14 protein-coding genes are annotated in these 19,061 nt (G+C 67.4%); 13 read left to right on the forward strand and 1 reads right to left on the reverse strand.

From position 1 onward, the window contains the following. The first annotated feature begins 20 nt into the window (after positions 1-20). The 11 genes from ACXJLH_RS15595 to ACXJLH_RS15645 all read left to right on the forward strand — a co-directional run bounded on the left by ACXJLH_RS15595 (position 21) and on the right by ACXJLH_RS15645 (position 16,438). Positions 21-1,574: an alpha-N-arabinofuranosidase gene (locus tag ACXJLH_RS15595; protein ID WP_056191226.1), complete on the forward strand. Its 1,554-nt coding sequence runs from the start codon at positions 21-23 to the stop codon at positions 1,572-1,574. 3 nt (positions 1,575-1,577) lie between these two features. Next, positions 1,578-3,134: a glycoside hydrolase family 43 protein gene (locus tag ACXJLH_RS15600; protein WP_082532317.1), complete on the forward strand. Its 1,557-nt coding sequence runs from the start codon at positions 1,578-1,580 to the stop codon at positions 3,132-3,134. Then, positions 3,131-5,497 (forward strand): glycoside hydrolase family 127 protein, encoded by a 2,367-nt coding sequence (locus ACXJLH_RS15605; RefSeq protein ID WP_056191230.1) that lies wholly within the window; start codon positions 3,131-3,133, stop codon positions 5,495-5,497. The genes ACXJLH_RS15600 and ACXJLH_RS15605 overlap by 4 nt, the downstream gene beginning before the upstream one ends. Positions 5,498-5,637: 140 nt before the next feature. Beyond that, entirely contained in the window at positions 5,638-7,680 is a 2,043-nt protein-coding gene (locus tag ACXJLH_RS15610; protein WP_457445067.1) for an alpha-L-arabinofuranosidase C-terminal domain-containing protein, read from the forward strand. Positions 7,681-7,887: 207 nt separating this feature from the next. Next, the gene (locus ACXJLH_RS15615) at positions 7,888-8,838 is read left to right on the forward strand and encodes an ABC transporter substrate-binding protein (protein ID WP_457320035.1); all 951 of its coding nucleotides are present in this window, start codon (positions 7,888-7,890) and stop codon (positions 8,836-8,838) included. Positions 8,839-8,927: 89 nt separating this feature from the next. Further along, positions 8,928-10,466, forward strand: a complete 1,539-nt coding sequence (locus ACXJLH_RS15620) for a sugar ABC transporter ATP-binding protein (RefSeq protein WP_457445069.1) — start codon at positions 8,928-8,930, stop codon at positions 10,464-10,466. Between the two features lie 11 nt (positions 10,467-10,477). Further along, positions 10,478-13,405 (forward strand): TIM-barrel domain-containing protein, encoded by a 2,928-nt coding sequence (locus ACXJLH_RS15625; protein WP_457445071.1) that lies wholly within the window; start codon positions 10,478-10,480, stop codon positions 13,403-13,405. A 17-nt stretch (positions 13,406-13,422) separates the two neighbouring features. Next, on the forward strand, positions 13,423-14,409 hold the full coding sequence (locus ACXJLH_RS15630) for an ABC transporter permease (protein ID WP_457445073.1): 987 nt from the start codon (positions 13,423-13,425) through the stop codon (positions 14,407-14,409). Further along, the gene (gene yjfF / locus ACXJLH_RS15635) at positions 14,406-15,383 is read left to right on the forward strand and encodes a galactofuranose ABC transporter, permease protein YjfF (RefSeq protein WP_457445075.1); all 978 of its coding nucleotides are present in this window, start codon (positions 14,406-14,408) and stop codon (positions 15,381-15,383) included. The genes ACXJLH_RS15630 and yjfF overlap by 4 nt, the downstream gene beginning before the upstream one ends. A 40-nt stretch (positions 15,384-15,423) precedes the next feature. Further along, on the forward strand, positions 15,424-16,122 hold the full coding sequence (locus ACXJLH_RS15640) for a DUF6250 domain-containing protein (RefSeq protein ID WP_457445077.1): 699 nt from the start codon (positions 15,424-15,426) through the stop codon (positions 16,120-16,122). Positions 16,123-16,138: 16 nt separating this feature from the next. Continuing rightward, positions 16,139-16,438 carry a hypothetical protein gene (locus tag ACXJLH_RS15645; RefSeq protein WP_457353474.1) on the forward strand — a complete coding sequence of 100 codons (300 nt, stop codon included), beginning with the start codon at positions 16,139-16,141 and terminating at the stop codon, positions 16,436-16,438. Positions 16,439-16,531: 93 nt separating this feature from the next. Here the strand turns inward: ACXJLH_RS15645 and dnaA are convergent, their stop codons facing one another. Next, positions 16,532-17,992 carry a chromosomal replication initiator protein DnaA gene (gene dnaA / locus ACXJLH_RS15650; protein WP_056192510.1) on the reverse strand — a complete coding sequence of 487 codons (1,461 nt, stop codon included), beginning with the start codon at positions 17,990-17,992 and terminating at the stop codon, positions 16,532-16,534. A gap of 382 nt (positions 17,993-18,374) precedes the next feature. Between dnaA and rpmH the strand changes: the two genes are divergently transcribed. Together rpmH and ACXJLH_RS15660 are read left to right on the forward strand one after the other, a co-directional pair. Then, positions 18,375-18,509 (forward strand): 50S ribosomal protein L34, encoded by a 135-nt coding sequence (gene rpmH, locus ACXJLH_RS15655; protein WP_054021782.1) that lies wholly within the window; start codon positions 18,375-18,377, stop codon positions 18,507-18,509. A gap of 47 nt (positions 18,510-18,556) precedes the next feature. Next, positions 18,557-19,036, forward strand: coding sequence for a ribonuclease P protein component (locus tag ACXJLH_RS15660; RefSeq protein ID WP_457445078.1), 480 nt, complete (start codon positions 18,557-18,559; stop codon positions 19,034-19,036). Positions 19,037-19,061: the final 25 nt, after the last annotated feature.

Consider the following 19,061-nt stretch of genomic DNA (forward strand, 5'->3'; position numbering starts at 1 on the left):
AAACGACAGGAGACAAGACGATGAAGAAGCAACTGCTCGCCAAGGTGGTCGCGCTGGGGGCGACCCTGGCCCTGGGCGCCAGCGCCCTGGCCGCCGACATCAAGCTGGTGGTCAGCCCCGACCAGCCCGGCCCCGTCATCCACCGCAACATCTACGGTCAGTTCGCCGAGCACCTGGGCACCGGCATTTACGAGGGCATGTGGGTCGGTCCCGACTCCAAGATCCCCAATGTGCGCGGCTGGCGCAAGGACGTCGTCGCGGCGCTCAAGGAGCTCAAGGTGCCGCTGGTGCGCTGGCCCGGCGGCTGCTTCGCCGACGAATACCACTGGCGCGAAGGCATCGGCCCGCGCAAGCAACGCCCGGTCAAGGTCAACAGCAACTGGGGCGGTGTGCCCGAGGACAACGCGGTTGGCACGCACGAGTTCTTCGACCTGGTCGAGCAGATCGGCGCCGAGGCCTACGTCAACGGCAACCTGGGCACCGGCAGCGCGCAGGAAATGTCCGAATGGCTGGAGTACATGACGGCCGAGGGCAAGTCCTCACTGGCCGAGCTGCGCCGCAAGAACGGCCGCGACAAGCCCTTCCGCGTGCATTACTTCGCCGTCGGCAACGAGACCTGGGGCTGCGGCGGCAACATGCGCCCCGAGTACTACGCCGACCAGTTCCGCCAGGTCGCCTCCTTCCTGAGGGCGCCCGGCCACAACCGGCCCATCATCATCGCCAGCGGCGGCAACGGCATGCAGACCGAGTGGACCGACGTGCTCAGCAAGGGCGTGCCGGGCGTCAACGCGATCTCCCACCACGCCTACACCCTGCCCACCGGCAACTGGGAAAAGAAGGGCGCGGCCATCGGCTTCCCCGAGAGCGAATGGATCTCGACGCTGGGCAACGTCCAGCAGATCGAGCAGATGATCGCCAAGAACTCGGCCGTCCTCGACAAGAACGACCCCAGCAAGAAGATCGGCTTCTACTTCGACGAGTGGGGCAGCTGGTATGACGCGGACCCCGGCACCAACCCCGGCTTCCTGGTCCAGCGCAACACGCTGCGCGACGCGCTGCTCGCGGCCCTGCACTTCAACGTCTTCCACGCCCATGCCGACCGCGTGCAGATGACCAATATCGCGCAGATGGTCAACGTGCTGCAGGCCATGATCCAGACGACCAAGGACAAGCTGGTCCTGACGCCGACCTACCACGCCTTCGCGCTGTACACGCCCTTCCAGGACGCGACCTCGCTGCCCGCCAAGATCGAGAACAACCCGGTCTACAAGGTCGGCGCGGCCGAGATGCCGGGCCTGAGCGTGACGGCCGCGCGGGCCAAGGACGGCAAGCTCTACGTCGGCCTGGTCAACGCCAACCCCAACCAGCCCGCCGAGCTGAGCGTGCAGGTCGGCGCCGGTGCAGCCAAGGCCGCGCGCGGCAAGCTGCTGACCGCCGCCGCGATGGATGCGCAAAACGAACTGGGCAAGGCGCCGCTGGTCACGCCGCAGGCCTATGAGGCGCAGGCCGTCGGCGGCAAGCTCACGCTGAAGCTGCCTGCCAAGTCCGTCCTGGTCGTCGCCATCGAAGGCTGAGCCATGAGCGCCCCCAAGCGACGCGAGTTCCTCGCGGGCGCAGCCGTGCTCACCTTGACGGCCTGCGGCGGGGGCGGCGGCGACTCGCCGGCGCCTTCGCCTGCACCGACGCCGGCACCCGCTCCGCCTCCCGCACCTGCACCCGCGCCCGCGCCGGCCCCAGCGCCTGCGCCTTCGCAGGCACCGGTGAGCTTCGCCAACGTCGCCGTGCATGACCCCTCGGTCATCCGCACCGACGGCACCTTCTACGTCTTCGGCTCCCATCTCGCCGCGGCCAAGACGACGGACCTGATGAACTGGACCAAAGTGGCCGATGGCGTCAACGACGCCAACGCGCTGTTCGGCAACAAGGTCACGACGGCCCTGGCGGATACCTTCGCCTGGGCCCAGGTCACCGACCTGTGGGCGCCCGACGTCGCAAGGCTCGACGACGGCAAGTTCTACATGTATTACTGCGCCTGCAAGGGCGACTCTCCGCGTTCGGCGCTGGGCGTGGCCGTGGCCGACAAGGTGGACGGCCCCTACGTCAACAAGCAGATCCTGCTGAAATCGGGCATGTGGGGGCTGCCCAGCGAGGACGGCACGGTCTATGACGCGACCGTCCACCCCAACGTCGTCGACCCCCAGGTGTTCAAGGACGCAACGGGCAAGCTGTGGATGATCTACGGCTCCTACTCGGGCGGCCTGTTCATCCTGCAGCTGAACGCGACGACCGGCCTGCCGCTGCCGGGCCAGGGCTACGGCAGGCACCTGATGGGCGGCAACCATGCGCGCATTGAAGGGGCCTACGTTCTCTACAGCCCGCAGAGCCAGTACTACTACCTGTTCACGTCCTTCGGCGGCCTGGATGCGGCCGGCGGCTACAACGTCCGCGTGACGCGGTCCCTGCAACCCGATGGGCCCTACGTGGATGGTGCCGGCACCGACATGGCCACCGTCAAGGGTGCGGCCGGCACGGTCTTTGACGACGCCAGCATCACGCCGCACGGCATGAAGCTGATGGGCGGCCACCAGTTCGCCAACGCGGCCGGCGAGACCGGCACGGCGCTGGGCTATGTCTCGCCGGGCCACAACTCGGCCTACCACGACGCGGCCACCGGTCAGTACTTCATCATCTTTCACACGCGCTTCCCTGGCACCGGCGAGGTCCACGAGGTGCGGGTGCACGAGATGCATCTGAACGAGGACGGCTGGCTCGTCGTCGCGCCGCTGCGCTACGCGCCGCTGAGCCTGGCCACGCCGGCGCAGACGGCCGACGTCAGCGCCGCGCAGGCGGCCGGCAACTACAAGCTCGTCAACCATGGCAAGGACATCACGGCAGTGAGCAAGACTTCGATCAACGTCACGCTGAACGCCGATGGCACGCTCGGCGGCGGCATGACAGGCAACTGGATGCACAAGGGCAGCAACAAACTGAGTGTGGTGAGCGGCGGAGCGACCTATGCCGGCGTACTGTCCCGGCAATGGAACACCAACTCCAGCGCATTCGTCGTGACCTTCAGCGCGCTGTCCTCCGGCGGCGTGTCGCTGTGGGCGGTTCGCACAGGGAGCTCGCAATGAAACGCCTTCTCGCCATCTTCGCCCTCGCGCTGTGTGCCCACGGCGCGCATGCGGCGACGCAAGCCTTTGCGCTGGATCGTGTACGTCTACAGGACGGGCCGTTCCTCGACGCGCAGAGCACCGACCTGCGCTACCTGATGGCGCTCGACCCCGAGCGCCTGCTGGCGCCCTTCCGCCGCGAGGCCGGCCTGCCGGTGCCTACGCCCAGCTACGGCAATTGGGAGTCCCACGGCCTGGACGGTCACATGGGCGGCCACTATGTTTCAGCGCTGGCGCTGATGTGGGCCTCCACCGGCGACGCTGAGGTCAAGAAGCGACTGGACTACTTCATCGCCGAACTCAAGCGCTGCCAGGACAAGCTCGGCAACGGCTACATCGGCGGCGTTCCCGACGGCGCCAAGGCTTGGGGCCAGGTGGCCGCGGGCGAGCTCAAGGTCGAAAGCTTCGGACTCAACGGGCGCTGGGTGCCCTGGTACAACCTCCACAAGACGTTCGCCGGCCTGCGCGACGCCTGGGTGCACGCCGGCAATGCCGACGCCAAGGCCATGCTCGTGCGCCTGAGCGACTGGGCGCTGCGCCTGACCACGCCGCTGAGCGACGCGCAGATGCAGGACATGTTGCGCGCCGAGCACGGCGGCATGAACGAGGTGCTGGCCGACGTGGCCGAGATGACCGGCGACCTGCGCTACCTGGCGCTGGCGCGGCGCTTCTCGCACCGGGCCATCCTGCAGCCGCTCGCGGCCGGCCAGGACAAGCTCACCGGCCTGCATGCCAACACGCAGATCCCCAAGGTCATCGGCTTTGCGCGCATCGCGCAGCAGGCTGGCGAGGACGAGGGCTGGCGCGCGGCGGAGTTCTTCTGGCGCACCGTCGTCGAAAAGCGCAGCGTGGCGATCGGCGGCAACAGCGTCAAGGAGCACTTCCATCCGGCCGACGACTTCAAGCCGATGCTCGACGCGGTGGAAGGCCCCGAGACCTGCAACAGCTACAACATGCTCAAGCTGACCGCGCTGCTGGCGCAGGCCCGGCCGAAGCAGGGCGCGGGAACGGGCAAGTACGCCGACTACTACGAGCGCACGCTCTACAACCACATCCTCGCGTCCCAGCACCCGGGCGATGGCGGCTTGGTCTACTTCACGCCGATGCGGCCGCAGCACTACCGCGTCTACTCCAAGGTGGACGACAGCATGTGGTGCTGCGTGGGCTCCGGCATCGAGAGCCACGCGCGTCACGGCGAGTTCATCTACGCGCATGAGGGCGACGACGCACTGGTCGTCAACCTCTTCGTCGCCTCCAAGCTGGACTGGCGCGAGCGCGGCATCAAGCTCACGCAGTCCACCCGGTTCCCCGACGAGTCGCGCACGCGGCTGACGGTGGACGGCGCCGGCAGCTTCGCGCTCAAGGTTCGCTACCCCGGTTGGGTCGCGCCCGGCGCGCTGAGGGTCAAGCTGAACGGCAACCCCGTCAAGGTGACGGCCAAGCCCGGCGACTATGTCGAACTGCGCCGCGACTGGAAGGCCGGCGACCGGGTCGACATCGAGCTGCCCATGCGCACGACGCTGGAGCCCATGCCCGGCCTGAAGAACTACGTCGCCGTGCTGCACGGCCCCATCGTGCTGGCCGCCAAGACGCCGCAGCCGGGCGAGACGCTGAACTTCATGGCCGACAGCGCGCGTGGGGACCAAGTCCCGGCCGGCGCCGTTTGCCCGCAGGACAGCGCGCCGGTGTTCGTCAGCGACAAGGCCGACTTCATCCGCCGCTTCAAGCCCGTGCCCGGCCAGCCGCTCACCTTTACCGCGCCCGACCTCATCCAGGGTGGCAAGGACGCGGACAAGCTGCAGCTCATCCCCTTCTTCCGCCTGCACGACTCGCGTTACATGGTCTATTGGGCGCGGTCCACGCCGGCCCAGCAGAGCCTGATGCGTGCCGAGCTGGCCAAGGCCGAGGAAGAGCGCCTGGCGCTGGACGCGCAGACCATCGACCAGGTCGCCCCGGGCGAGCAGCAGCCCGAGTCCGACCACAGCTTCCAGGGCGAGGGCGCCGAAACCGGCATCGCGCCGGCCGGCCGCTGGCGGCATGCGAAGCAGTGGTTCGGCTACACGCTGAACGACCCGCAGGCACAGGGCCGGCTGCTGCGCCTGATGCTGGCCAGCGGCGATGCGGGCCGGCGCTTTGACGTGGTCGTCAACGGCCGTGTCGTCGCCGAGCTGGCGCTGGCCTCCGAAGCCCAGCCGCTGTATGCCCGCGAAGTGCCACTGCCGCCCGATCTCGTCGCTGCCGCAGGCGGCAAGCTGGAGGTGCGCTTCGTCGCCAAGCCGGGTTCCATCGCCGGCGGCCTCTATGGCCTGAGGCTGTTGCGTTGACTGATGGCACCGGCGCAATGTTGTGGCTCATGAACAAGCGCCTGGCCTTCCGTTCCTGTCACCACGTTCGCGGTGTTGATGCCGCGGACCTCACACAAAAGCGCCCGAAAGCGCAGCTTCACTAACAGACCATCCCACCCATGACCTCGAACATTCCATCGCACAGCTCCGCCATGCCCATCGTGCAACGCCGCTTCCGCTCCCGTGTGCTGTCGCTGGTTGCCCTGATCGCCCCGCTGGCGATGGCGCAGACCACCGTCCGGATCGACCTCGCCAAGCCTGGCCTGCCGGTCAGCCCGACCCTGTACGGCTTGATGACCGAGGAGATCAACTTTTCCTACGATGGCGGCCTGTATGCGGAATTGGTGCGTAACCGCGCCTTCAAGAATCACGGCTACACGCCGGAGCACTGGTCGCTGGTGCAGGACGCCGGCGGCAGCGCCGCGATGGCGCTCGACGAGCGTTACCCGGTCGCCGGCACCGCCCTGACGACCAGTCTGCGGATCGACGCCGAGAACGCTTCGCCGGGTCACCGTGTCGGTATCGCCAATGCTGGCTACTGGGGCATCCCGGTCACGCCGAACACCAGCTACCGCGCCAGCTTCTACGCCAAAACGTCCGGCGCCAGTGGCGTGCCGCTGACCATCAGCATTGAAGGCGTCGACGGCAAGACCGTCTACGCCCAGGCCGAAGGCGGCCGCATCGACGGTCAATGGAAGCGCTACAGCGTCACCCTCGCCACCGGTGCGAACGTCAAGCCGACCGCCGACGCGCGCCTGGTGCTTGCCACCGAAAGCCCGGGCAAGGTGTGGTTCAACCTGGTGTCGCTGTTCCCGCCGACCCACAAGGACCGGCCGAACGGCCACCGGCCCGACCTGATGCAAAAGATGATCGACATGAAGCCGGGCTTCCTGCGCTTCCCCGGCGGGAACTACGTCGAAGGCGGCAGCGTGACGAACCGCTTCAAGTGGAAGGAAACGCTGGGCCCGATCGACCAGCGTCCCGGCAATCCCGGCACCTGGGGCTACCGCTCTACCGACGGCATGGGGCTGCTCGAATTTCTGCTGTGGTGCGAGGACATGAAGGCCGAGCCGGTGCTGGCGGTGTTCGCCGGCTACGCGCTCAACGGCGAGTCCGTCCCGGTCGGCAAGGAACTGCAGCCCTTCGTCCAGGACGCGCTCGACGAGATCGAATATGTGACCGGCGACGTGAGCACGAAGTGGGGCGCGAAGCGCGCCAAGGATGGCCATCCGGCGCCGTTCAAGCTGCGCTATGTCGAGATCGGCAACGAGGATGGCTTCGAGAAGAACAAGACCTACGACGGCCGCTACACCCAGTTCCACGACGCCATCAGGAAGAAGTACCCGAAGATCAAGCTGATCGCCACGGTCAACGGCAAGGACTGGTTGGGCCAGCAACAGAAGTTGTCCAGCCGGGTGCCCGACCTGGTCGACGAGCATTACTACTACAACCCGATGGAGATGATGAACGACGCCGCGCGCTACGACAGCTATGCGCGCAGCGGGCCGAAGGTCTTTATCGGCGAATGGGCCGGGCAGGAAGGCTCGCCGACCACCAACCTGCACGCCGCACTGGCCGATGCCGCCTTCATGGCCGGCATGGAGCGCAATGCCGACATTGTCGAGATGTCCTGCTACGCGCCGCTGTTTGTGAACGTGAACCCGGGCGGCATGCAGTGGCAGTACAACCTGATCGGCTACAACGCGCAGTCCAGCTTCGGTTCGCCGTCGTACTACGCGCAAAAGATGTTCAGCAACTATTTGGGCAATGTTTCGCTGCCGGTGCACGCCGAGAAGGTCAGCATGCAAACCTGGCAGCAAGAGGCCAAGAAGGAGACGCCGCAGGACGTGCCGCCGGCCAAGCAGGTGCCGACGATGTTCTTCTCGGCGACCAAGTCGGACCAGCGCGGCGAGATCTACCTGAAGGTCGTCAACGCGATCGGCAACGCGCAGACGGTGCAGGTCGACCTGGCCGGCGCCGTCAAGGTGGCGGCCGAAGGGGAGGCAATCGTACTGAGCTCGACGCACAAGGAAGACACCAACACCATCGCCGAGCCGACCAAGGTGGTGCCGGTGACGAGCAAGGCGAGCGGGCTCGGCAAGCAGTTCAGCTACAGCTTCGCGCCGTATTCTGTGACGGTGCTGGTGCTGTCGACCAAATAGGCCGCCAGTACCGCGTGGACGCGCTGTGTCGGTTCCTTGGTTTACATGGCATTCCGACACAGACGCGGCGACCGCGCCAGGCGTTCGGCCAGAGGTGAGAGACTGGCCCATACCGAAATCGACATGGCTTGACGGAGAAATGTCATTGGTCGCGCATCACTGGCCTTCCTACCATCGGCTGTCACAAGACCTCAGATGGAGACAACCATGAGAATTCTGCGCCGCAGCCTGCTGGCCGCCGCTTTGCTGACCCCCGCGTTCGGCGCCCTTGCCGCCCCGCTCGTCATGGGCTTCTCCCAGGTGGGCGCCGAAAGCGAATGGCGCACCGCCAACTCCGCGTCCATCAAGGCCGCGGCCAAGGAGGCCGGCATCACGCTGAAGTTTGCCGACGCGCAGCAAAAGCAGGAGAACCAGGTCAAGGCGATCCGCAGCTACATCGCCCAGAAGGTCGACGTCATCGCTTTCTCGCCAGTCGTCGAATCCGGCTGGGACACGGTGCTCAAGGAAGCCAAGACGGCCGGCATCCCTGTCATCCTGACCGACCGCGCCGTCAAGGTGGCCGATCCGTCGCTGTACGTGACCTTCATCGGCTCGGACTTCGTCGAAGAAGGCCGCAAGGCGGGCAAGTGGGTGCTGGAGCGGGCGGCCAAGGCGCCGGGCGGCGCCCTGAACATCGTCGAGCTGCAGGGCACCGTGGGCTCGGCCCCGGCCATCGACCGCAAGAAGGGCTTCGAGGAAGCCATCAAGGGCAACCCCAAGCTGCAGATCATCCGTTCGCAGTCGGGCGAGTTCACGCGTGCCAAGGGCAAGGAAGTGATGGAGTCCTTCCTGAAGCAGCGCGACAAGAAGATCGACGTGCTGTTCGCGCACAACGACGACATGGCGATCGGTGCCATCCAGGCGATTGAAGAGGCGGGGCTCAAGCCCGGTCAGGACATCGCCATCGTGTCGATCGACGGCGTGCGCGGTGCCTTCGAGGCGATGAAGGCCGGCAAGCTCAACGTGACCGTCGAATGCAACCCGCTGCTGGGGCCGCAGCTGATGCAGTTGGCCAAGGACGTGGTCGCCAAGAAGCCGGTAGAAAAGCGCATCACCGTGACGGAGGGCGTGTACACGGCGGATCAGGCGGCCAAGGAATTGCCGAACCGGAAGTACTGAGTGAGAACCGAGGACAGGACCTGCGTCCTGTCCGACGCCTCACGAAGGACTCGGCGCTTGCGAGCGCCGAGGCTTGAGAACGCGAAACCATGACTCTCCATAGAACCGCCGAGCCCGTGCTGGAGCTCTCCGGCATCCACAAAGGCTTCCCCGGCGTCAAGGCGCTCAGCGACGTCAGCCTGCGCCTGTTCCCCGGGGAGGTTCATGCGCTGATGGGCCAGAACGGCGCCGGCAAGTCCACCCTCATCAAGGTGCTGACCGGCCTCTACACGCCCGAAGCCGGCACCATCAAACTCGGCGGCGAGACCATCGCCCCGCGCCGCACCGAAGAAGCCCAAGCCCTCGGCATCCAGACCGTCTACCAGGAGGTCAACCTCTGCACCAACCTCAGCGTCGCAGAGAACATCTGCGCCGGGCGCTTCCCGCGCCGCTGGGGTCGCATCGACTGGTCTGCGGTGAACGCCGAAGCCAAACGAGTGCTCGCCCAGATGGACCTCGACATCGACGTGACCACGCCGCTGTCGCGCTACTCGCTGTCCGTCCAGCAAATGGTGGCCATCGCCCGCGCGCTGCGCGTGCAGGCCCGCGTGCTCATCCTCGACGAGCCCACCTCCAGCCTCGACGACGCGGCCGTGCAGCGCCTCTTCACCGTGCTGCGCCGCCTGCGCGAGCAGGGCCTGGCCATCCTCTTCGTCACCCACTTCCTCGACCAGACCTATGCGCTGGCCGACCGCATCACGGTCATGCGCAACGGCGAGACCGAGGGCGAGTACCTGGCGAGCGACCTCAGCCGTCTGGCCCTCGTCAACAAGATGGTGGGCGCGCCGCCCGACCAGCAGCCCACCCGCCTGGACAGCCAGGCCCCGACCACCGGCGCCGCGGTGTTGAAGGCGCAAGGGCTGACCCGGCGCGGCGCGCTGCACCCGCTGGACCTGGAGCTCAAGCGCGGCGAGGTGTTGGGCCTGGCCGGCCTGCTGGGCTCCGGCCGCACCGAGGCCGCGCGCCTGCTGTTCGGCGCCGACGCCGCCGATGCGGGTCATGTGGAAACCGAAGGCCGTACGGGCCGCTGGCACTCGCCGCGCGAGGCCATCGCCGCCGGCATCGCCTTCTGCTCGGAGGACCGCAAGCACGAAGGCGCCATCCTCGACCTCTCGGTGCGCGAGAACATCTTGCTTGCGCTGCAGGCCCGGCACGGCCTGGACCTCGTCATGAGCCGTGAAGCGCAGCAGGCCCTGGCCGACGACTACATCAAGCGCCTGGGCATCAAGACGCCGAGCGCCGACACGCCCATCGGGCAACTCAGCGGCGGCAACCAGCAGAAGGCCCTGCTGGCGCGCTGGCTGGCCACGAATCCGGCCGTGCTCATCCTCGACGAGCCCACCCGAGGCATCGACGTGCGCGCCAAGGAAGACCTGATGGATGCCGTGCGCGCCCTGGCCCACAAGGAAGACGGCAGTGGCATGTCCATCCTCTTCATCTCGTCTGAGTTGCCCGAGGTCCTGCATTGCAGCGACCGCGTCCTCGTGATGCGCGACCGCCGCGCCGCCGGCGAATACCGCCGCGGCGAGCTGGACGAACGCAGCGTGCTTGAAGTCATCGCCGCGGAGCCTGTCTCGGCTGCGGCCTGAGCGTGTCCAACATGAATCACCCCACCGTCCCCGCGCTGCGCGCCGCCCTGGCCACCCTGACCCTGCTCTGCCTGGCGGCACTCACACCGGCCGCGCGCGCGCAGTCACCGACCGGACTTGACGCCCAGGGCCAGGCGCAGCGCCAGCCACTGACGCCCGACGCACGCGGCTTTGCATGGACGCCGCTGGCCGCAGGTGCCCAGGTGCAACTCGGCGCGCTGACCCGCAACATCCTGTTCTACGGGCCAGGCCTCGTCCGAGTGACGGCTCACCTGGGCCAGAGCCATGCCACCCAGCCCAGCCTGGTCGTGGTGGCCGCGCCGCAGGCCGTGCCGCTGAACGTGAAGGAGTCTGCCGACGCGTTGGTGCTGACCAGCGCGGCCGTGCGTGTGGAGATCGACAAGCGCAGCGGAGCCCTCGCCTTCTACCGGCCTGATGGCAGCCTGTTCACCCGCGAGCAGGCGCCCGCCGCGCTCAAGGCCATCGAGATATCCGGCGCGCCGACCTACGCGATGACGCAGGCCTTCAGCCTCACGGCCGACGAGTCGCTCTACGGCCTGGGCCAGTACAACGAGTCCTACATGGACTACCGCGGCCGTGACGTGCTGATGGTGCAGACCAACATCGGCACCGTCCTGCCCTTCATGATCTCGACGCGACGCTGGGGCGTGCTCTGGGACGTCTATTCCAAGATGCGCTTCACCGACGACGCGCAGGGCGCCCGCTTCTGGGCCGAGAGCGCGCCGGCCGGCGCCGACTACTACCTCGTCGCCGGCACGACGATGGACGACCTGATGGCGGGCTACCGCCAGCTCACCGGCGCTGCGCCCATGTTCCCGAAGAGCGCCCTGGGCCTGTTCATGAGCAAGGAGCGCTACAAGACGCAGCAGCAGTTGCTCGACGTCGCGAAGCGCTTCCGTGCCGACCACTTCCCGCTCGACACCATCGTGCAGGACTGGCAGTACTGGGGCGGCGACAAGGACGGCACCTGGAGCGGCATGACCTGGAACGCCGAGCGCTTCCCCGACCCGCGCGGCATGGTCGACACGCTGCACCGCGAACTGAACACCAAGCTGATGGTGTCCATCTGGCCCTCGATCGGTGACGACACGGCACTTGCCAAAGAGCTCGACGCCAAGGGCTTGCGCTTCGCGCCCAAGCACTGGATTTCCGGCAAGGCGCAGGTCTACGACGCCTTCAGTGCCGAAGGCCGCGCCATCTATTTCAAGCACACCAAGAAGGGCCTGTTCGACATCGGCGTGGACGCGCTGTGGATGGACGGCACCGAGGTCGAGGTGGGCGGCGCCGCGCATGACCCCGGCGAGGTCGAGGCCGACATCAAGCGCCTCGGCCGCAATGCCATGGGCGACTTCACGCGCTACCTCAACGTCTACAGCCTGGTCACGACGCGCGGCGTCTACGAAGGCCAGCGCGCCAGCAGCAACAAGCGCGCGATGACGCTGACCCGCTCCGCCTGGGCCGGCCAGCAGCGCTACGCCGCACTGCCCTGGTCGGGCGACACGACGGCCAGCTGGGCGACGTTGCGCGCGCAGATCGCCGGCGGCCTGAACGTCGGCATGGCCGGCACGCCTTACTGGACGCAGGACACCGGCGGCTTTTTCGTGCCCTACCCGGGCGGCGAGCGCAACCCGGCCTGGCGCGAGCTGTACGCGCGCTGGAACCAGTTCGGCATCTTCAACCCCATCTACCGCATCCACGGCACGGACGTCGAGCGCGAGCCCTATCTGTACAAGACGCTGGACCCGGCCGTCTACCGTTCGTTGCTGAGCGCCGCGCAGCTGCGCTACCGGCTGCTGCCCTATCTCTACGGCCTGGCCTGGCGTGCGCACGAAGAGGGCTACGTGATGATGCGCGGGCTGGCGATGGACTTCCCCGACGAGACCGCGCTACGCAAGGTGGACGACACCTATATGTTCGGCCCGGCCTTCCTCGTACAGCCCGTCACGCACTCCACGCTCTATGCCGAGGTGCCGCCCGCCGCCACCATTCCCGCCAGCGCGCTGCGTACGCCTTCCGGCGAGCCGGGGCTGGCGCTGGAGTACTTCGCCGGCATGAATTTCGAGAAGCCGGCCAGCCGCACCGTAGACGGCCCGGTCGCCCACGACTGGCCGCCCGCGCCGCTCGGCAGTGTGCCGCCCGGCTTGCAGAGCCTGAACCAGTTCTCGGCGCGCTGGCAGGGCACGCTCGTCGCGCCCGAATCGGGTGAGTACGAGATCGGCGTCGAGGGCGACGACGGCTTCCGCCTGTGGCTGGACGACAAGCTCCTGGTCGACGACTGGAAGAACGGCCCCGCGCGCTTCGAGGGCAAGCGCGTCATGCTGAACGCCGGCCAGGCCGTCAAGCTGCGTATCGAGTTCTATCAGGACGGCGGCGGGCGCAAGCTGCGCCTGGCCTGGCGCACGCCCGGCCAGCTGCTGGCGCTTGCCGACCAACAACGCCAGATCGACAAGCGCCAGGCCACGCTGCTGCCGACGGGTGCCGCGTGGTTCGACTTCTGGAGCGGCCGCCGCCACGCCGGCGGCGAGACCGTGTCCCGCGAGTACCCGCTGGACCAGTTCCCGCTGTTCGTGCGCGCCGGCAGCATCGTGCCGATGGGCCCGGTCATCGAGCACGTCGGCCAGCAGCCCGATGCGCCCTATGAGATCCGCATCTATCCCGGCGCCGACGCGCAGTTCACTCTCTACGAGGACGACGGCGAGACCTACCGCTACGAGACCGGCGAACGTGCGACCGTCACGCTGCGCTGGGACGACGCCCGGCGCACCTTGCAAGTCGGCGCCCGCGAGGGCCGCTTCCCCGGCCTCGTCCAGCAGCGCCGCTTCAACGTGACACTGGTCGATACCAGCGGCCCCAGCACGAAACCGCAGTCCGTCCTCTACCGTGGCGAAGCGACGGCGCTGCAATTCACGACCCCATGAGTTCTCCCACGCTTGCCATGTCTTCTCCGCCCGCGCGCGCCGCCCTCTGGCGCCATCCCCTGCTCCGGCCGGTTGCCGCGCTCGCGCTGCTGCTGGCCGTCGCGGCCCTCTTCGTGCCGGGCTTCCTGCACCTGGAGATCAAGGACGGGCACCTCTACGGCAGCCTGATCGACATCCTGCATCGCGCCGCTCCCCTGATGCTCGCGGCTTTGGGCATGACCCTGGTGATCGCCACGCGCGGCATCGACGTGTCGGTCGGTGCCGTCGTCGCGATCGCCGGCACGGTGGCCTGTGTGCTGGTCGGCTCGCACGGCCTGGCCGTCGCCTTCGCCGCGGCGCTGGGCACTGCGCTGCTGTGCGGGCTGTGGAACGGGCTGCTCGTGTCGGCCCTGGGCCTGCAGCCGATCATCGCCACGCTGATCCTGATGGTCGCCGGCCGGGGCCTGGCACAGCTGCTGACCGACGGCCAGATCATCACCGTCTACGAGCCCGCGAGCTTCTTCTGGCTGGGCGGCGGCTATCTGCTCGGCCTGCCGGTGTCGCTGTTCATCGTCGCCGTCGTCGGCGGCCTCACCGCGTTGCTGATGAAGCGAACGGCGCTGGGCCTGTTCATCCAGACCGTCGGCATCAACCCCGTCGCCGCGCGCCTGGCCGGCGTGCGCACGGCGGCCATCGTCTTCTTCGTCTACGTCTACTGCAGCCTCGGCGCGGGGCTGGCGGGGCTGATGATCTCGTCCAACATCAAGAGCGCCGACGCCAACAACGCCGGCCTGCTGCTGGAGCTGGACGCCATCCTCGCCGTCACCCTCGGCGGCGGGCAATTGAGCGGCGGCAAGTTCAGCCTGGCCGGCAGCCTCATCGGCGCGCTGATCATCCAGACGCTGACCTCCACCATCTATGCGATGGGCGTGCCGCCGCAGGTCACCATGGTCGTCAAGGCCGTCGTCGTGTTCGCGGTCTGCATCTCGCAGTCCTCGGCCTGGTCGACCTGGAGGAAGGCATGAAAGCCTTGCGTGCGGCCATGGCCGCTCCCTCCTTCACCAGCTGGGTCAGCGTCGTGCTGATGGCCGTGCTCTTCATCGCCGGCGCTGCCAACTACACGGGCTTTGCATCGACGCAGGTCGTCTCCAACCTGCTCATCGACAACGCCTTCCTGCTCGTCATCGCGGTGGGCATGAGCTTTGTCATCCTGTCCGGCGGCATCGACCTGTCGGTGGGTTCGGTGCTGGCGCTCACCACCATGGTCGCCGCGTGGCTGCTGCAGGTGGCACACTGGCCGGCGGAGCTGGTCATCGTCATCGTGCTGCTCGGCGGCGCGGCCTTCGGCGCGCTGCAGGGCCTCGTCATCCACGTGTTCAAGCTGCAGGCCTTCATCGTCACGCTGGCCGGCATGTTCCTGGCGCGCGGCCTGTGCTTCCTCATCAGCGTGGACAGCATCACCATCGACGCGCCGCTGTTCGTCTCCCTGTCACAGACGCAGATCCCGCTCTTTGCAGGCGCCTTCCTGTCGCCCGGCGCGGTCATCGCCCTCGTCGTGCTCGGTGTCGGCCTGTGGGTCGCGCACTACACCGCCTTCGGCCGCACCGTCTACGCACTGGGCGGCAGCGAAGCCTCGGCGCTGATGATGGGCCTCAACGTCGGCCGCGCCAAGGTCGCCGTCTACGCGCTCAGCGGCTTCTGCGCATCGCTCGCCGGCCTGCTGTTCGCGTTCTACATGCTCAGCGGCTACGGCCAGCATGCCCAGGGCGTGGAGCTGGATGCGATCGCCGCGGTCGTCATCGGCGGCACCGTGCTGACGGGCGGTTATGGCTATGTAGCCGGCGCGTTGTCGGGCGTGCTGGTGCTCGGCCTGATCCAGACGCTGATCGCATTCGACGGCACGCTCAGCTCCTGGTGGACCAAGATCGTCATCGGCGCCCTGCTCTTCGTCTTCTGCGCCGTGCAGCGCCTGTTGTCCCTGAAGAAGGTCGTTGCCTGATGGTCAAGAGGCGGTCTCTCGCATCGCCCGGCTGCAAACCATGAAGGTCCCGCCGCGCCGCGCGCTGCTGTTCTGGCTGGCGTTTTGCGGTGCAGCGATGGCCGACCCCGCACCGCTGGGCGAGCGCGGCCGGCTGATCTTCAGCGATGACTTCAAGCAGGCGCTGGACCCGGCCACCTGGGTCGCGGAGATCGAGGCAAAGCCCGGCTCGACGGTTCGCACCGAGAACGGCCACCTCGTCCTCGACACAGCCGGCGGCGTGACCGTCTGGCTGAACCGGCGCCTGAGCGGCAACCTCCTCATCGAATACCGCCGCCGCATCGTCCTGCAGGGCGGCGCTAACGACAGGCTCAGCGACCTCAACCAGTTCTGGATGGCGACCGGTGCCGGTGGCGGCTCCCCGCTGGGCCGCAATGGCGCGTTCGAGTCCTATGACGCCTTGAGCCTGTACTACTTCGGCATCGGCGGCAACGGCAACACCAGCACACGGCTGCGCAAGTACGGCGACGGCCAGCGCGTGTTGTTGCAGGAGCGGCTGGACGCCGAACACCTGCTCAAACCCAACCACGACTACCTCGTCCAGACCCTCGTCAAGGACGGTCGCTCAACTGTCTACGTCGACGGCCAGCTGTTCTTCGAGCACCGCGACGAGAGCCCGCTGCGCGAAGGCTGGTTCGGCCTGCGCAGCACCTGGTCGCGCCAGCAGGTCGGTGCGCTACGCATCTACGCGCTGGACTGAGTTAGCCTGCGCAGCGATGCGCTACCTGATCTTCGATTTCAGCGATGGCGACGACGGCATCGCCACGCTGGAGGCCATGGCCTCGACGCGAGCCGAGGAGCACAGCCGCGTGCTGGCCGAGGCTCAGCAGGTGCTGGACTGGGCGCACAGCCGCTTCCCTGGTCGCCACGGTCCGGTCGAGGACGGCCAGGCCTGGGACCACGAGCTGCTCGTGCAGCAGGAGGAGGGCGGTTGGCTGACCGTCACGCTGACGCTGAGCGCGTCGGCGGAATTTCTCGAGGCATTCCTGGCGGTCTACGGCGAGGCCGAGGACTGAACGCCTTCAACCTTGCAGGCCGCGCCCGCGCTTTGCATGCGCGGACTGTCAGACAGGCGTCGCCGAGCCCGCGGGGGCTCAGCTCGGTCCAGCCTAACCCTTGAGCGTCTGCTCCAGCACGTGCAGCTGCTGGTTCAGCTCGGTGTTCTTCTGGCGCTCGGCGCCGATCTTGCGCACCGCGTGCAGCACGGTCGTGTGGTCCCGCCCGCCGAAGAGTTCGCCGATCTCGGGCAGGCTCTTCTGCGTCATCTCCTTGGCCAGGTACATCGCAATCTGGCGCGGCCGGGCGATGCTGGCCGGGCGCTTCTTGGAGTACATGTCGGCGATCTTGATCTTGTAGAAGTCGGCCACCGTCTTCTGGATGTTCTCGACACCGATCTGGCGGTTCTGGATGGACAGCAGATCCTTCAGCGCCTCGCGGGCCAAGGTGATGCTGATCTCCTTGTGCGAGAACTTGGCATAGGCCAGCACCTTGCGCAGCGCGCCTTCGAGCTCGCGCACATTGGCGCGCACGTTCTTGGCGACGAAGAAGGCGACATCCTCGGGCATGGGCGTGCCCTCGGCCTCGGCCTTCTTGATCAGGATGGCGACGCGCATCTCCAGCTCGGGCGGCTCGATGGCCACCGTCAGGCCGGCGTCGAAGCGACTGGTGAGGCGCTCGTCGATGTCCACCAGCCCCTTGGGGTAGGTGTCCGACGTCATGATGATGTGCGCCTTCTTGGCCAGCAGCGCCTCGAAGGCGTTGAAGAACTCCTCCTGCGTGCGGTCCTTGCCGGCGAAGAACTGCACGTCATCGATCAGCAGCAGGTCCAGCGAGTGGTACTTGGCCTTGAGCTCGTCGAAAGTCTTGCGCTGGTAGTTCTTGACGACGTCGGAGATGAACTGCTCGGCGTGCAGATAGAGCACGCGGGCGTCCGGGCGGTCCTTCAGCAGCGCGTTGCCCACGGCGTGGATCAGGTGGGTCTTGCCCAGGCCGACGCCGCCGTAGATGAACAGGGGGTTGTAGGTCACGCCCGGCGCGCCGGCGACGTGAAGTGCGGCCGTGCGCGCCATCTGGTTGGCGCGGCCGGGCACCAGCGTGTCGAAGGTCAGCTGCGGATTGATGCGGTGCTTGGCCGAGGCGGGCGCCTGCGAGGGCAGCATGATGGTGCTGGCCGGGGGCGCGCTGACGGGCCGCAGCGCGGCGCTCGGTTCGGCCGCAAACGCCGACGGCTGCTGAGGTGCCTGAGCGGCGCCCGACATCGAGCTGGGCACGGTGATGGGCACACTCGACGCATCGCGCGCAACCAGGGACAGCTCCAGCCGCGTCGGGCGGCCGGCCAATTCGGTCAGGATGGCTTCGATGCGGGCCGCGTACTGACGGCGGATCCAGTCGCGCTTGAAGTGGTTGGGCACCTTCAGCGTCGCCACGAGGGCGCTGTCGGCGGCTTCGCCAGACACCGTGGCGGGTGGCAGCGGGCGAATCCAGGTGTTGAACTGCTGTTCAGGCAGCTCGGTGGCCAGGCGCTCGCAGCCCCGCCGCCAAAGCTCTGACGCCCAATCCGGCGAATTCATGCCCTCTAAGCCCGTCATCACGCCCGTCTTCAAAGCCTGCACCCCATCCACCGTATGTTCTTCTTCGCTCATTGTGGAAAACTTCTTTTCGAGCGGCTGGATTGTACGGACCCGAGGCCACCGAAGGATGGGTTATCCACAGAATTTGGCAGGGGGTCAATCCCTGGCAAACCCGGCTTGAGACTGGCGACTTATTGACCGGGTCGGCGGCTTCTGCTGTAATGCCGGGTTTTCGCGCATTGCCGGCCGGTTGCGACTGGTTCGCCATGCGCTTTTCTTGCCGGATACGAACCGGCCATTCTTGCCGGGTGTCAAAACCGGCCTTCTTGCCGGGTGCCAACCGCTGTGCCCGGCCTGCACAAACCCTCCAAAGAGGTTTCCCATGAAGCGTACCTACCAAGCCTCCAAGACCCGCCGCGCCCGTACCCACGGTTTCCTGGTGCGCATGAAGACCCGCGGTGGCCGTGCCGTCATCGCCGCACGCCGCGCCAAGGGCCGCAAGCGCCTGGCCGTCTAAGCCGCGCGACGACGCCACCCGTGCGTCGTCAGCCTGTCGGGCACCCGATGATCGGCAAGCTGCAGCGCCCGGTGGACTTTGAGCGTGTGCTCGGCAAACAAAGCCGGGCCCGCAGCGCGCATTTCGCGCTGCACCATCTCTCGGCCGACCCGGCGCCCAGCGCTTGGCGTGCCGCCAAGTTGCGCACAGCCTCAGTCGAGTTATCAACAGGCGAATCACAGCCTGTTCACAACCCTGTGGAACAGAACCCGCCCACTGCGCCTGAAGGCTGCTGGGTGGGCATCGTCGTTCCCAAGCGGCATGCCAAGCGCTCCGTGACACGCCAGCTCTTGAAGCGCCAGATCCGCGCCGCATTTGCTGCAGCGACCGGCATGCCGCCGGGTTTGTGGGTTGTCCGCTTGCGCGCTCCGTTTGACCGCCAGAAGTTCCCCAGCGCCGCTTCCGACGCGCTGCGCCAAGCTGCCCGAGCCGAGCTGGCTCAGCTTCTGGATAAAGCCATGGCGTCCAAGCCGGGCACGAAGACGTGAAGCCGAGCTGGCCCGCCCGCGCTTT

Source organism: Roseateles sp. P5_E4 (assembly GCF_054049255.1).

Excerpts from the sequence above, each read along its gene's own strand:
- ACXJLH_RS15615 (WP_457320035.1), top strand. The coding sequence starts at position 7,888 with ATGAGAATTCTGCGCCGCAGCCTGCTGGCCGCCGCTTTGCTGACCCCC.
- ACXJLH_RS15625 (WP_457445071.1), top strand. The coding sequence starts at position 10,478 with ATGAATCACCCCACCGTCCCCGCGCTGCGCGCCGCCCTGGCCACCCTG.
- ACXJLH_RS15600 (WP_082532317.1), top strand. The coding sequence starts at position 1,578 with ATGAGCGCCCCCAAGCGACGCGAGTTCCTCGCGGGCGCAGCCGTGCTC.
- ACXJLH_RS15610 (WP_457445067.1), top strand. The coding sequence starts at position 5,638 with ATGACCTCGAACATTCCATCGCACAGCTCCGCCATGCCCATCGTGCAA.
- yjfF (WP_457445075.1), top strand. The coding sequence starts at position 14,406 with ATGAAAGCCTTGCGTGCGGCCATGGCCGCTCCCTCCTTCACCAGCTGG.
- ACXJLH_RS15660 (WP_457445078.1), top strand. The coding sequence starts at position 18,557 with ATGATCGGCAAGCTGCAGCGCCCGGTGGACTTTGAGCGTGTGCTCGGC.
- ACXJLH_RS15620 (WP_457445069.1), top strand. The coding sequence starts at position 8,928 with ATGACTCTCCATAGAACCGCCGAGCCCGTGCTGGAGCTCTCCGGCATC.
- ACXJLH_RS15605 (WP_056191230.1), top strand. The coding sequence starts at position 3,131 with ATGAAACGCCTTCTCGCCATCTTCGCCCTCGCGCTGTGTGCCCACGGC.
- ACXJLH_RS15645 (WP_457353474.1), top strand. The coding sequence starts at position 16,139 with ATGCGCTACCTGATCTTCGATTTCAGCGATGGCGACGACGGCATCGCC.
- dnaA (WP_056192510.1), bottom strand. The coding sequence starts at position 17,992 with ATGAATTCGCCGGATTGGGCGTCAGAGCTTTGGCGGCGGGGCTGCGAG.
- ACXJLH_RS15595 (WP_056191226.1), top strand. The coding sequence starts at position 21 with ATGAAGAAGCAACTGCTCGCCAAGGTGGTCGCGCTGGGGGCGACCCTG.
- ACXJLH_RS15630 (WP_457445073.1), top strand. The coding sequence starts at position 13,423 with ATGTCTTCTCCGCCCGCGCGCGCCGCCCTCTGGCGCCATCCCCTGCTC.
- rpmH (WP_054021782.1), top strand. The coding sequence starts at position 18,375 with ATGAAGCGTACCTACCAAGCCTCCAAGACCCGCCGCGCCCGTACCCAC.
- ACXJLH_RS15640 (WP_457445077.1), top strand. The coding sequence starts at position 15,424 with ATGAAGGTCCCGCCGCGCCGCGCGCTGCTGTTCTGGCTGGCGTTTTGC.